This window comes from Azospirillum sp., assembly GCF_050789165.1.
The window spans coordinates 97,885-109,073 of record NZ_JBOZRT010000089.1; the positions used below are offsets into that span (position 1 = coordinate 97,885).

17 protein-coding genes and 1 other RNA gene are annotated in these 11,189 nt (G+C 69.4%); 9 read left to right on the forward strand and 9 right to left on the reverse strand.

Translation table 11 applies throughout. From position 1 onward, the window contains the following. The first annotated feature begins 6 nt into the window (after positions 1-6). On the forward strand, positions 7-411 hold the full coding sequence (locus ACRWK7_RS19790; protein ID WP_431858001.1) for an STAS/SEC14 domain-containing protein: 405 nt from the start codon (positions 7-9) through the stop codon (positions 409-411). After that, the gene (locus tag ACRWK7_RS19795) at positions 408-1,166 is read left to right on the forward strand and encodes a hypothetical protein (protein WP_431858002.1); all 759 of its coding nucleotides are present in this window, start codon (positions 408-410) and stop codon (positions 1,164-1,166) included. Before ACRWK7_RS19790 ends, ACRWK7_RS19795 begins: the two co-directional genes overlap by 4 nt. 2 nt (positions 1,167-1,168) lie before the next feature. Here ACRWK7_RS19795 and ACRWK7_RS19800 read toward each other — a convergent pair whose 3' ends face one another. The 4 genes from ACRWK7_RS19800 to ACRWK7_RS19815 all read right to left on the reverse strand — a co-directional run bounded on the left by ACRWK7_RS19800 (position 1,169) and on the right by ACRWK7_RS19815 (position 4,429). Beyond that, positions 1,169-1,576: a hypothetical protein gene (locus ACRWK7_RS19800; RefSeq protein ID WP_431858003.1), complete on the reverse strand. Its 408-nt coding sequence runs from the start codon at positions 1,574-1,576 to the stop codon at positions 1,169-1,171. Positions 1,577-1,658: 82 nt separating this feature from the next. Beyond that, on the reverse strand, positions 1,659-2,456 hold the full coding sequence (locus ACRWK7_RS19805; protein WP_431858004.1) for an ABC transporter ATP-binding protein: 798 nt from the start codon (positions 2,454-2,456) through the stop codon (positions 1,659-1,661). Then, a complete protein-coding gene (locus tag ACRWK7_RS19810; protein WP_431858005.1) occupies positions 2,453-3,349 on the reverse strand; it encodes an ABC transporter permease in 897 nt (298 codons plus the stop codon). Before ACRWK7_RS19810 ends, ACRWK7_RS19805 begins: the two co-directional genes overlap by 4 nt. A gap of 117 nt (positions 3,350-3,466) precedes the next feature. Beyond that, entirely contained in the window at positions 3,467-4,429 is a 963-nt protein-coding gene (locus ACRWK7_RS19815) for an ABC transporter substrate-binding protein (protein WP_431858006.1), read from the reverse strand. 119 nt (positions 4,430-4,548) lie between these two features. Between ACRWK7_RS19815 and ACRWK7_RS19820 the strand changes: the two genes are divergently transcribed. Both ACRWK7_RS19820 and ACRWK7_RS19825 read left to right on the forward strand, forming a co-directional pair. Next, the gene (locus ACRWK7_RS19820; protein ID WP_431858007.1) at positions 4,549-4,740 is read left to right on the forward strand and encodes a hypothetical protein; all 192 of its coding nucleotides are present in this window, start codon (positions 4,549-4,551) and stop codon (positions 4,738-4,740) included. 39 nt (positions 4,741-4,779) lie between these two features. Further along, positions 4,780-5,160 (forward strand): DUF983 domain-containing protein, encoded by a 381-nt coding sequence (locus ACRWK7_RS19825; RefSeq protein WP_431858008.1) that lies wholly within the window; start codon positions 4,780-4,782, stop codon positions 5,158-5,160. Positions 5,161-5,175: 15 nt separating this feature from the next. Here ACRWK7_RS19825 and thyX read toward each other — a convergent pair whose 3' ends face one another. Beyond that, on the reverse strand, positions 5,176-6,114 hold the full coding sequence (thyX, locus tag ACRWK7_RS19830; RefSeq protein ID WP_431858009.1) for an FAD-dependent thymidylate synthase: 939 nt from the start codon (positions 6,112-6,114) through the stop codon (positions 5,176-5,178). 101 nt (positions 6,115-6,215) lie between these two features. On the opposite strand from thyX, the gene ssrA reads away from it, so the two are divergent. The 3 genes from ssrA to ACRWK7_RS19845 all read left to right on the forward strand — a co-directional run bounded on the left by ssrA (position 6,216) and on the right by ACRWK7_RS19845 (position 7,489). Next, positions 6,216-6,585, forward strand: a transfer-messenger RNA (tmRNA) gene (gene ssrA / locus ACRWK7_RS19835). A 23-nt stretch (positions 6,586-6,608) separates the two neighbouring features. Beyond that, positions 6,609-7,106 (forward strand): SspB family protein, encoded by a 498-nt coding sequence (locus ACRWK7_RS19840; protein WP_431858010.1) that lies wholly within the window; start codon positions 6,609-6,611, stop codon positions 7,104-7,106. A gap of 8 nt (positions 7,107-7,114) precedes the next feature. Beyond that, positions 7,115-7,489: a TfoX/Sxy family protein gene (locus ACRWK7_RS19845; protein WP_431858011.1), complete on the forward strand. Its 375-nt coding sequence runs from the start codon at positions 7,115-7,117 to the stop codon at positions 7,487-7,489. A 143-nt stretch (positions 7,490-7,632) separates the two neighbouring features. Here ACRWK7_RS19845 and ACRWK7_RS19850 read toward each other — a convergent pair whose 3' ends face one another. Both ACRWK7_RS19850 and def read right to left on the reverse strand, forming a co-directional pair. Next, positions 7,633-8,340 carry a COQ9 family protein gene (locus tag ACRWK7_RS19850; RefSeq protein ID WP_431858012.1) on the reverse strand — a complete coding sequence of 236 codons (708 nt, stop codon included), beginning with the start codon at positions 8,338-8,340 and terminating at the stop codon, positions 7,633-7,635. Positions 8,341-8,342: 2 nt separating this feature from the next. Then, positions 8,343-8,882: a peptide deformylase gene (gene def, locus ACRWK7_RS19855; protein WP_431858013.1), complete on the reverse strand. Its 540-nt coding sequence runs from the start codon at positions 8,880-8,882 to the stop codon at positions 8,343-8,345. A 195-nt stretch (positions 8,883-9,077) separates the two neighbouring features. On the opposite strand from def, the gene rpsU reads away from it, so the two are divergent. Both rpsU and panB read left to right on the forward strand, forming a co-directional pair. Next, complete coding sequence (rpsU, locus tag ACRWK7_RS19860; protein ID WP_012974546.1) at positions 9,078-9,281, forward strand: 30S ribosomal protein S21; 204 nt, start codon at positions 9,078-9,080, stop codon at positions 9,279-9,281. A gap of 121 nt (positions 9,282-9,402) precedes the next feature. Further along, positions 9,403-10,227, forward strand: coding sequence for a 3-methyl-2-oxobutanoate hydroxymethyltransferase (gene panB, locus ACRWK7_RS19865; RefSeq protein ID WP_431858014.1), 825 nt, complete (start codon positions 9,403-9,405; stop codon positions 10,225-10,227). Between the two features lie 148 nt (positions 10,228-10,375). Here the strand turns inward: panB and ACRWK7_RS19870 are convergent, their stop codons facing one another. Beyond that, positions 10,376-10,783, reverse strand: a complete 408-nt coding sequence (locus ACRWK7_RS19870; protein WP_431858015.1) for a DUF1330 domain-containing protein — start codon at positions 10,781-10,783, stop codon at positions 10,376-10,378. Further along, a partial coding sequence (locus ACRWK7_RS19875; protein WP_431858016.1) for an NAD(P)(+) transhydrogenase (Re/Si-specific) subunit beta occupies positions 10,776-11,189 on the reverse strand: 414 nt, incomplete at its 5' end. The genes ACRWK7_RS19875 and ACRWK7_RS19870, both read right to left, overlap by 8 nt.

Here is an 11,189-nt window from a genome sequence, read left to right on the forward strand (position 1 = left end):
ACGGGAATGAGCGAACCGGTCTGCGCCGTCAGCTACGACGGCTTCGTTCCCTGCGTCGTCATGGAATGGCGCGGCTACTTCACCAGCCCGCAGTTCCGCGAGGCCAACGAGCGCGTGCTGGCGGCCATCATCGGGCACGGCGCACCGAAGCTTCTCGGCGACATCACCGCCTTCAAGCTGATCGGCGCCGAGGACCAGGAGTGGCTGAACGCCAACTGGATCCCCCGCGCCATCGAGGCCGGGGTGCGCCACGTCGCGCTGGTGCAGCCGGTCTATTACTTCAACAAGGTGGCGGTGGAGACGGTGGCGCAGCGGATCGACCGCGACGCCATGGCGGTCCGCTACTTCGACGGCCGCGACGACGCCCGCCGCTGGCTGATGGGCGTGCAGGGCGACGGGGGGCCGCAGTGAGCGCACCGGACTGGACCAAATCCGACAAGCACTTCTGGCACCAGTACATCGACACCTACCGGCAGGCGTTCCAGACGTTGGGCCCGGTGCGCAACATCCTGGAGTACGGGATCTTCCGCGGCGATTCGCTCCGCTGGCTGCGCGACGAGTTCCCCGGCGCCGCCATCATCGGCGCCGACATCCTGGAGCCGTTGGACACGTGGCCGCGGGAGGAGGGAATCCGTTACGTCCGACTCGACCAGAGCGACCGCGCCCAGGTCCGGCTGGCGTTGGAGGACGCGGGCGTCGCCTTCGACCTGGTGATCGAGGACGGCAGCCACGTCCCGCAGCATCAGGCGCTGTGCTTGGCGGAAACGCTGCCGCACCTGCGCTCCGGCGGGCTGTACATCCTGGAGGACATCCACACCTCCCACCCCGAGCACCCCTATTACCAGCAGACCTGCGCCGGGTACCCGGCCCCGCCGGCGACCTGCCTGCACGTGCTGCTCGCCCTCCAGCACCTGCGGGCGACCGACGCGCGGCTCACCGACCGCGTCGCCGCCCAACTGGCGTCGCCGGACTTCTTCACGGTCGACGAGGTCCACACGCTGTACCGCTCCATCGCGTCGGTCGAGCTGTACAAGCGCACGCGGCTGCCCTTGTACTGCGCCAGTTGCGGCGGGTCGCAGTACGACTACGTAGCGATGCGCTGCGCGTGCGGTGCGCCGATCTTCCACAGCGCCGATTCCATGTCGTTCCTGATCCGCAAGGCGTGACCCTACCGCGCCGGTCCCAGGCAGCCGCCGATCAGCTGGTAGCACAGCTGGATGTCGCGGTCGGCGTTGTAGCGCAGCTCCGCCACCTTCCCCTGCCGAACCGCGAAGGTCGCCTCGCAGCTGTAGTTGGTGGTCCAGGTGGAGACCTCCGGCCGCCACAGGCCGGGAATCCAGCCATCCGCCTCCCAATCGAGGTCGCGGTGGACGTTGGTCTGCTGCCGGCCGTAGGTCAGGTACTCGGTGCCGTCCGGCCCGGTGGCGCTGCGCTGCGGCACCCCGGCGCAGGACAGCAGCGCGCCTTTCGGCATGCCGACCAAGGTTTGCGGCGCCTGCTTGGCCAGCTCGGCCTCCGGGCTGGCGCAGGCGGTCAGGGCCAGCAGGGCCAGGGTCGTGATCGCACGGATCGTCATCGGCACCTCCTCCCCGGCAGCGCATTGCAACGCAATGCGCGAGAGGGTCTGAGGGAGAGAACGCCGCAGACCCGCGGCCGGCTCAGCCGATCAGCAACGAATCGTCGCTGATGTCCACGCCGCCGCGCTGCCGGGCGAACAGCGCCAGCAGGTGCGGCACGTCGAGCCCGGCGCGCTCTTCCCCCGCCACGTCCAGCACGATCTTCCCCTCGTGCAGCATCACCGTGCGGTCGCCGTAGTCGAGCGCCTGCTGCATCGAGTGCGTCACCATCAGCGCGGTGAGGTTCTTCGACTCGACGATGCGCCGGGTCAGCGCCAGCACGAACTCCGCCGTGCCGGGGTCGAGCGCCGCGGTGTGCTCGTCGAGCAGCAGGATCTTGCAGCCCGCCAGCGTCGCCATCAGCAGGCTGACCGCCTGCCGCTGCCCGCCGGACAGCAGGCCCATGCGGTCGTGCAGCCGGTTCTCCAGCCCCAGGCCCAGCTCGGCGATGCGCTCGCGGAACACGTCCCGCCGGCGGTGCCCCAGCGCCAGGCCGAACCCGCGCCGCGCCCCGCGCGCCGCGGCCAGCGCCATGTTCTCCTCGATGGTCAGCGCGGCGCAGCTGCCGGCCATCGGGTCCTGGAAGACGCGGGCGACGTAGCCGGCGCGCTTCGGCGTCGGCCAGCGGGTGACGTCCAGGCCGTCGATGGCGACCGCGCCGCTCTCGGCGATCACGTCGCCGGCCAGCGCGCCCAGCAGCGTCGACTTGCCGGCGCCGTTGGAGCCGATGACGGTGACGAACTGCCCCTCGGGGATCGTCAGATCGACGCCGCGCAGGGCGTGCTTCTCCAGCGGCGTGCCGCGGCCGAAGACGACGTGCAGGTCCTTCACCTCGATCATTTCGCCACCTTCGGCGCCGACGCGGCGCGCACCTTCATCCGCGGCAGGATCAGCGCCACCGCCACCAGCACCGCCGTCACCAGGTTGAGGTCGGAGGCCTGCAGCCCGATCGCGTCGGCCGACAGCGCGAACTGCACCGCCAGCCGGTAGAGGATCGAGCCCACCACGCAGGCGATCAGCGCCCCGGCCATGCCCCGCAGCGGCAGCACCGTCTCGCCGACGATCACCGCGGCCAGGCCGACGACGATGGTGCCGATGCCGGTGGTCACGTCGGCGAAGCCATTGGTCTGCGCGAACAGCGCCCCGGCCAGCCCGACCAGCCCGTTCGACAGCGCGATGCCGAAATACAGGTGGGTGTCGGTCTCCACCCCCTGCGCCCGCGCCATCCGCGCGTTGACGCCGGTGGCGCGCATCGCCAGCCCAAACTCGCTGGCCAGGAAGCGCGCCAGCAGCGCCACCACCGCCAGCACCACCACGGCGACGAACAGCGGCCGCACCACGTGCTCCGGCAGGCCCAGGCCGTAGAACGGCGTCAGCACCGTGTCCTGCATCAGGATGGCGACGTTCGGCTTGCCCATGACGCGCAGGTTCACCGAGAACAGCGCGATCATGGTGAGGATCGAGGCCAGCAGGTGCAGGATGCGGAAGCGCACGTTGAGCAGCGCCGTCACCAGCCCGGCCGCCGCCCCCGCCGCCACGGCGGCGAGGCTGGCGAGCCACGGGTTGGCCCCGGCGACGATCAGCGTCGCGGCGACCGCGGCGCCCAGGGGAAAGCTGCCGTCCACCGTCAGGTCCGGGAAGTCCAGCACCCGGAACGACAGGAACACCCCGAGCGCCACCAGCGCGTAGACCAGCCCGATCTCGACCGCGCCGAAGAAGGCGATTTCCGTCATCAAATCCAAATCCCAGGGCCCCCTCCCCGTCCCTCCCCCGCTTCGCGGGAGAGGAGGCTCCGCCGCCATCCCCTCCACCGCGAAGCGGGGGAGGGTCAGGGAGGGGGCAAACGTTGCTTACTGCCCGACCGTCTTCGTCGCCCGCTTGGCGACCGCGTCCGGAATGGTGACGCCCATCGCCGCCGCCGCCTTCGGGTTGACGAACAGGTCGGTGCCCTTGGCCAGATCCACCGGGATGTCGCCCGGCTTCTCGCCCTTCAGCACGCGGGCCACCACGGCGCCGGTCTGCTTGCCGACCTGGAAGTAGTCGAAGCCGATGCTCGCCACCGTGCCGCGCGCCACGCTGTCGGTGTCGGCCGAGAAGACCGGCAGCTTCGCCTGCGCGCCCACCGCGGTCAGCGCTTCCAGCGCCGAGACCACCGTGTTGTCGAGCGGCACGTAGATCGCGTCCGCCTTGCCGACCAGGCTGCGCGCCGCGGTCTGCACGTCGGCCGACTTGTTGGCCGCCGCCTCGACGACGCTCAGCCCCTTCTTGCCCGCCTCGTCCTTCAGCGCCTTGACCATGGTGACCGAGTTCGGCTCGCCCGGATTGTAGACGACGCCCAGGCGCTTGGCGGTCGGCACGATCTCCTTGATCAGGTCGACGTGCGCGCCCACCGGCGCCATGTCCGACAGGCCGGTGATGTTGCCGCCGGGCTTGCCCATGCTCTTGACCAGCTGCGCGCCGACCGGGTCGGTGACCGCGGTGAAGACGACCGGAACGTCGCGCGTCGCCGCCGCCACGGCCTGCGCCGAGGGGGTGGAGATCGGCACGATGACGTCCGGCTTCTGCCCGACGAACTGGCGGGCGATCTGCGCCGCCGTGGCCGGGTTGCCCTGCGCCGACTGGTAGTCGACCTTCAGGTTCTGGCCCGGCGTGAACCCCGCCTCCTTCAGCGCCGCGACGACGCCGTCGCGGGTGGCGTCGAGCGCCGGGTGCTCGACGATGGCGGTGATCGCCACCGTCTTGCTCTGGGCGAAGGCGGGAGTGGCCAGCAGGACCGCCAGGGCGGCCATCGGCAGGGCGCGCGAGATCTTCATGTGTCGGTCCCTCTTGTCGGGTTTTCTCGGACGTACGATGTTCCGATGCATGCCGTAGCCGGCCCCGCGCGCGCCGTCAACCGGCGGCGCGCGCCTCTCAGCCGAAGAATGGACCCAGCATGCCGGCCTCAATACAGGATGATCCCCGCGACGCCCGCATCCAGGAGCTTGAGATGGCGCTGGCCGACGTCGCCGGCGAGGCGCGGGCCGGGTCCTACGCGCTGTGCGCGCACGAGCTGCAGATGCGGCTGGAGAACATCCTCAGGCGCATAGAGGCCGTGCGCCCGCGTCCGGTGTCGGACGGTGCGTGACGCCCCATATCATCGCCGCCCCCACCGACAAGGCCCGAGATGACGAGCATCCCCGTCGAGAAGCGCTCCAAACTGTCCGCCGTTCTGCGCGGCCTGATGCAGACCTGTCCCGCCTGCGGCCGCGGCCGGCTGCTGCACCGCTACCTGAAGCCGGTCGACCACTGCACGGCGTGCGGCGAGCGCTACGGCCACATGCGCGCCGACGACGCGCCGCCGTGGATGACCATCCTGATCGTCGGCCACATCGTGGTGCCGCTGCTGCTGTCGGTGGAGCAGGCCTACCACCCCGAGGCCTGGGTGCACTTCGCCATCTGGCCGGCGCTGACGCTGGCGCTGACGCTGGCCCTGCTGCCGCGCTGCAAGGGCGTGGTGCTGGGCGTCATGTGGGCGAACGGGATGTCGGGCGGGGAGCCGCGGTAGCTCCCCGCGCCCGCCCTACTCGGCGCGGCCGAGCGACTCCATCAGTTCCCGCCACTCGCGCTTGGACAGGCCGCTGGTCTCCTGCGTCACCGGCTCGCCGGCCAGCAGGCGCTTGACGATCTCCAGGCCGGTGGCGGAGAGGTGGGCGCCGCCCAGGCGGTACTGGGTGAACGCCTCGTACACCGCCGGAACCCAGCGCTTCACCACGTCCAGCATCGCTTCGGCGTACACCCGGATCTCGTACTGGGCGTGGCTGTCGGCCCGCAGGGACAGGAAGTGCAGCAGGTTGTGCAGGTCCACCTTCCAGTACCACTGCGTGTAGTAGTTCAGCGGCAGGTTCATGCGCGCCAGTTCGCGCGCCAGGCCCTGGCGGGACTCGTCGATGACCGTGCCGTCCTCGCGGGCGTTCAGCAGCTCCTCGTAGTGCGCGTAGCACTGCTCGGAATCGCCGCGCAGGATCTGCAGCACGCGCGCCGCCTCCTCGCCCTCCAGCACGTCGCCGCGGCCCTGACGGTTGTTGGAGGACTGGGCGCCCAGCTGCTCCGGCGCCGGGATGTAGAACTCGCGGTCGAGGATCGAGTAGCGCGCCGAGTACTCGTTGACGTTCGCCGTGCGGTGGCGGATCCACTGCCGGGCGACGAAGATCGGCAACTTCACGTGGAACTTGATCTCGCACATCTCGAACGGGGTCGAGTGGCGGTGGCGCATCAGGTACTTGATGAGGCCGGCGTCCTCGCTGACCTTCTTGGTCCCCTTGCCGTAGGAGACGCGCGCCGCCTGCACCACGGCCGAATCGTCGCCCATGTAGTCGATGACCCGGACGAACCCATGGTCGAGCACCTCGATGGGCTCGTACAGGATCTCTTCCAGCGCCGGCACGGTGGCGCGGCGGGTCTCGATGGTGACGGCGCGCTGCCGGTCGATCTCGGCGCGCTGATCGGGGGTGATCGGCATGGGTTCTCCAGCATCTGGGGGGTCGCTCCCGGACCCCACCGCCATTCCTAGACGAGGCGGGGGAAAATTCCAGAAAATTATGGCTGCGGGGAGTGCCCTGCCCCCTTCCTTTACGGAGCGGACGTGCTTATATTACGGGCGTCGGGTTCGCCCGACTATGGCGATAAACGCCTTGCGGAATAAGCGTTGTGGACCCGGGGGCGGTACCCGGCGCCTCCACCAATCCCCTCTCTCCGGTTGCTCCGGCGGGCGGGCTCATGGGGGCGAAACAGGATCGACACGCGTGGTAAAGGCATGGTCTTCGCTCGGCATGGTTCCGCCGTTATCGGGCCATTGCAATAGTTGCCAACGACAACGTTGCTCAGGCTCGCCTCGCTGCCTAACGGCGGCTGGTTAGCCTAAATCAAATCCCTTCGGGGTAGCACTCGAAGGTGGGGTTCGTGGGCCGCCTAGCAACAGAAGGCCCACACTTCCTTTTAAAGGCCGGCGTCCGAATGGCGAAAGAGCAGCTCCGTTACGACAAGATGGTCGAAACCGCCCTGCGGGGCGTCGTGCGCGATGCGCTCCGTCAGGTGGCCGACCGCGGCCTGCCCGGCAACCACCATTTCTACCTGACCTTCCGCACCAGCTACCCCGGCGTCGATATCCCGGAGTACCTGCGCGGCCAGTACCCGAACGAGATGACCATCGTCCTGCAGTACCAGTACTACGGGCTGGAGATCGATGAGGAGAAGTTCGCGGTGACGCTGAGCTTCAACAACGTGCACGAGCGGCTGGAGATTCCGCTCGGCGCCATCACCACCTTCGCCGATCCGTCGGTGAACTTCGCGCTGCAGTTCCAGCCGGCCCAGCCCGCCGAGTCGGCGGCCGTCGCCCCGCTGGCCGAGCGCGCGCCGCAGGCCGTCGCAGCCAAGGAGGAGGCCAAGCCCGCCGCCTCCGACGAGCCGAAGCGCGGCGAAGTCGTCACCCTCGACGCCTTCCGCAAGAAGTAAGGCACCCGATGCCGCGCCGGGACGAGTTCGCCGACCTCGTCTGCGAGCTGCTGTCCCCCATGGGCGAGGTCCGTGCCCGCCGTATGTTCGGCGGGTACGGGGTGTACTGCGACGGCGTGATGATGGCGCTGATCGCGGACGAGGTGCTGTACCTGCGCACCGACGAGCGTACGCGTACGGCGTACGAGGCCGAGGGTCTGCCGCCCTTCAGGCCCTTCCCCGACAAGCCGATGACGATGCCTTACCACCGCCCGCCCGACTCGGTGCTGGACGACGGCGAGGACATGCTCGCCTGGGCCCGCCCGGCCCTTGAGGCGGCGCTGCGGGCGCAGGCGGCGAAGAAGCCGAAGAAGCGGCGGGCCGCGACCGCGGGAGACAACTAGGGCTTCACGGATTGCGCGGATTTGCGCACGGATTTCACGGATTTTTCTGGATCTTGCGGCGCGCCCGCTCACCCGCACGCTGATGCCGCACAAGAATAAGCCGTCCGTGAAATCCGTGAAGCTTGAGTACGCCCCAGGCAGCCTCAGATGTTCTCCGCCATGTGCGTCGTCGCGTTCCCCGCCTGCGCGCTCTCCGTGCGCTGGCGCATCTGGCGGGCGAATCGCATCGGGCTGGGCAGGCGCCAGATCAGGCCGCCGATGCCGCCGACCGCCGACATCGCCTTGCCGGCACCCATGACGTCGGCCAGCCGGCGGTCGATGAAGGCCCAGGTCTCCTCGTGCCCTTCCGACTGGTCGTCCAGCCAATAGAAGGTGGCGGCACTGAGCACCGCGGCGAGCAGCGCGCGCTTGGTGTAGTGGTTGAAGTCCGTCGAATCGTCGCCGGCAGCGAACCACATGGCGTCCACCGAGCGGTACAGCAGCCGCAGCCCCAGCGCCACGTTCTGCGGCATCGCCAGGAAGGCCATCATGCGCCGCTTGGCCTCGCGGTGCGGGGCCAGCACCTCGAAGTGGGTGCGCAACGCCAGCCGGACCTTGTCGCCGGTGCGCATCTCCGCCAGCGGGTGCTCGGCCATCGCCTCGGCCATGCGGCGGTCGGTCCAGGCGCCGAAGTGCTCGACCAGCTCCGGCACGCCGCCCGGGAAGGCGCGGTGCGCCATCACCGAATCGAATCCGGCCATGCGGGCACCATCGCGCAGCGACACCTCGCTCCAGCCGTCGAAGACCACGTTGGGCAGGGTGGAAAGCAGGATCTCGTCCCGCACCGAATCCATCTGCATCGGCGTGTCCATGCTCAACCCTCCTGCTGCGCCGCCAGCGCGGCCGCGATGTGGTGCGATTCCTCGTTGAACGCCAACAGGCGCAGGTCCGGAATGCGATCGATGTAGAGCACGCCGTCGAGATGATCCACCTCGTGCTGCACCACGCGGGCATGGAATCCCTCGGCCTCACGCTCCACCGGCTCGCCGTCCGCGCCGATGCCGCGGTAGCGGATGCGGCTGTGCCGCGGCACCAGCCCGCGCAGGCCGGGAATCGACAGGCAGCCCTCCCAGCCCAGTTCCATCTCGTCGCCGAGCGGCTCGATCTCCGGGTTGATCAGCACCGTGTCCGGCACCGATTCGCCGCCCGAGCGGTCGGCCGGCACGCGGATGACGATGATGCGCAGCCCCTGGTGCACCTGCGGCGCCGCCAGGCCGACGCCGGGCGCGTCCAGCATCGTGTCGATCATGTCGGCGGCGAGGCGCCGGATCTCCGGATCGGCGGGGTCGCGCACCGGCTCAGCCTTGGCGCGCAACACCGGATGCCCCATGCGGGCGATCTTCAAAAGGGCCATAACCCATTATCTGGGAGCAAGCACGGCCTCGGCAACCGCGCCCTTGGAGCGGCAAAGCCGATTCAAACCTTTCCTTCTCCGGCAAGGCATGATACACAAATGCCGCTGAAGGGGTGCGCCCGGTTGCGCATCCCCTCTCATTGCTTGGCGAAACACAGGCGCTTGCGGGCGCCTCAGAAGGGATGACGGTCAACCGTGCAAGTTCTGGTCCGTGACAACAACGTCGATCAGGCCCTCCGCGCGCTCAAGAAGAAGATGCAGCGCGAGGGCATTTTCCGGGAGATGAAGCTGCGCCGGAACTACGAGAAGCCCTCGGAGAAGCGCGCGCGCGAGAAGGCGGAAGCGGTGCGCCGCACCCGCAAGCTGCTGCGCAAGCGCATGGAGCGCGAGGGCTACTAAGTCGTAGCTGCCGGGCGCGCGGTTTCCCGCGCCCGCCCTTCGATGCGTCAAGCCTGCCGCCCCGCGCCTGCGCGAGGGCGGTTTTGGCGTTTGTGCCCCTCCTTCCATCGGAGCACGCCGAATGAGCGCCACCACCACCACCCGCCGCACCGGCGTGCCGGAGCTTCGCGCCCGCAAGGGCGGCGAGCCCATCGTCTGTTTGACCGCCTACACGGCCCCCGTGGCCCGGCGACTCGACCCGCACGTCGACCTGCTGCTGGTCGGCGACTCGCTGGGCATGGTGGTGTACGGCTTCGATTCGACGCTGCCGGTGACGCTGGACATGATGATCGCGCATGGCGCCGCGGTGGTGCGCGGCAGCGTCCGGGCGTGCGTGGTCATCGACCTGCCCTTCGGCAGCTACCAGGAATCGCCGCAGGCCGCCTTCCGCACGGCCTCGCGCGTGCTGGCCGAGACCGGCGCCCAGGCGGTGAAGCTGGAGGGCGGCGCCGAGATGGCGGAGACGGTGGCCTTCCTCGCCGCGCGCGGCGTGCCGGTGATGGGGCACGTCGGGCTGATGCCGCAGGCGGTCAACACGGCGGGCGGCTACAAGGCGGTCGGCCGCGACCCGGCGGCCTTCGAGCGCATCCGCGCCGATGCCCGCGCCATCGCCGACGCCGGCGCCTTCTCCGTGGTGATCGAGGGCACCATGGAGCCGCTGGCCCGCGCCATCACCGAGGAGGTGGCGATCCCCACCATCGGCATCGGCGCCTCGCCGGCCTGCGACGGGCAGGTGCTGGTGACCGACGACCTGCTCGGCCTGTTCGCCGAGTTCACGCCGAAGTTCGTCCGCCGCTACGCCCAGCTGGGCGAGCAGATCGACCGCGCCGCCGCGGAGTACGCCGCCGACGTGAAGGCGCGGCGCTTCCCGGCGCTGGAGCATTGCTTCGGGGTGAAGAAGGGCTGAGTTTAAAACCCTCTCCCGGGGCGGGAGAGGGTTCTACAGCCGCGCTGGTCTGCGGCACTTCCCGGTGGATTTCGGCGTGCGCTGGAACGATCCGGCGGGCTGGCTTGGGGCGCTGCGGCTGGGGCGGATCGGCCGGATCGGCTGACCCTCACATCCCCTCGACCAGGATGATGTTCAGCTTGGCCGCGTGCTTGCGGGCGTCGCGGGCCTTTTCGTACTCGGGGCTGTGATAGAAGGCGTGCGCCGCCTCGGCGGAGGGGAACGCCAGCACGACGATGCGCTTGGGCTGCCAGTCGCCCTCCAGCACATGCATGGCGCCGCCGCGCACCAGGAAGGTCGCGCCGTGCTTCCGCACCGCCTCCGAGGAGAGCTTCCTGTACTCGTCGTAGGCGACGGGGTCGTGCACGTCGGCCTCGACGATCAGGTAGGCCGACATCTTCGGCCCCCCGGCCGCTTCGGCCGGGACGAAGTCGAGGAGGCCCGACAGGTCCTCCTCGGCGTCCTTGAGATGCGGGGAGCGGAGGGCCTTGCGGCCCTCCACATCACGCTCAGGCATGTTCCATCGCCTTGACGACCTCTTCGGTGACCTTCTTGGCGTCGCCGAACAGCATCATGGTGTTGGGGCGGAAGAACAGCTCGTTCTCCACGCCGGCATAGCCCGAGGCCATCGAGCGCTTGATGAAGAACACCGTCTTGGCCTTCTCCACGTCGAGGATCGGCATGCCGTAGATCGGGCTCTGCGGGTCGGTCTTCGCCGCCGGGTTGGTCACGTCGTTGGCGCCGATCACGAACGCCACGTCCGCCGTCCCGAAGTCGCGGTTGATGTCCTCCAGCTCGAACACCTCGTCGTACGGCACGTTGGCTTCCGCCAGCAGCACGTTCATGTGACCCGGCATGCGCCCGGCGACGGGATGGATGGCGTACTTCACCTCCACCCCCTCCTTCTTCAGGATGTCGGCCAT

Bases quoted from the DNA above. Each gene is read 5' to 3' on its own strand.
- ACRWK7_RS19790 (WP_431858001.1), top strand. From the start codon at position 7: ATGAGCGAACCGGTCTGCGCCGTCAGCTACGACGGCTTCGTTCCCTGC.
- ACRWK7_RS19800 (WP_431858003.1), bottom strand. From the start codon at position 1,576: ATGACGATCCGTGCGATCACGACCCTGGCCCTGCTGGCCCTGACCGCC.
- ACRWK7_RS19805 (WP_431858004.1), bottom strand. From the start codon at position 2,456: ATGATCGAGGTGAAGGACCTGCACGTCGTCTTCGGCCGCGGCACGCCG.
- ACRWK7_RS19810 (WP_431858005.1), bottom strand. From the start codon at position 3,349: ATGACGGAAATCGCCTTCTTCGGCGCGGTCGAGATCGGGCTGGTCTAC.
- ACRWK7_RS19815 (WP_431858006.1), bottom strand. From the start codon at position 4,429: ATGAAGATCTCGCGCGCCCTGCCGATGGCCGCCCTGGCGGTCCTGCTG.
- ACRWK7_RS19820 (WP_431858007.1), top strand. From the start codon at position 4,549: ATGCCGGCCTCAATACAGGATGATCCCCGCGACGCCCGCATCCAGGAG.
- ACRWK7_RS19825 (WP_431858008.1), top strand. From the start codon at position 4,780: ATGACGAGCATCCCCGTCGAGAAGCGCTCCAAACTGTCCGCCGTTCTG.
- thyX (WP_431858009.1), bottom strand. From the start codon at position 6,114: ATGCCGATCACCCCCGATCAGCGCGCCGAGATCGACCGGCAGCGCGCC.
- ACRWK7_RS19840 (WP_431858010.1), top strand. From the start codon at position 6,609: ATGGCGAAAGAGCAGCTCCGTTACGACAAGATGGTCGAAACCGCCCTG.
- ACRWK7_RS19845 (WP_431858011.1), top strand. From the start codon at position 7,115: ATGCCGCGCCGGGACGAGTTCGCCGACCTCGTCTGCGAGCTGCTGTCC.
- ACRWK7_RS19850 (WP_431858012.1), bottom strand. From the start codon at position 8,340: ATGGACACGCCGATGCAGATGGATTCGGTGCGGGACGAGATCCTGCTT.
- def (WP_431858013.1), bottom strand. From the start codon at position 8,882: ATGGCCCTTTTGAAGATCGCCCGCATGGGGCATCCGGTGTTGCGCGCC.
- panB (WP_431858014.1), top strand. From the start codon at position 9,403: ATGAGCGCCACCACCACCACCCGCCGCACCGGCGTGCCGGAGCTTCGC.
- ACRWK7_RS19870 (WP_431858015.1), bottom strand. From the start codon at position 10,783: ATGCCTGAGCGTGATGTGGAGGGCCGCAAGGCCCTCCGCTCCCCGCAT.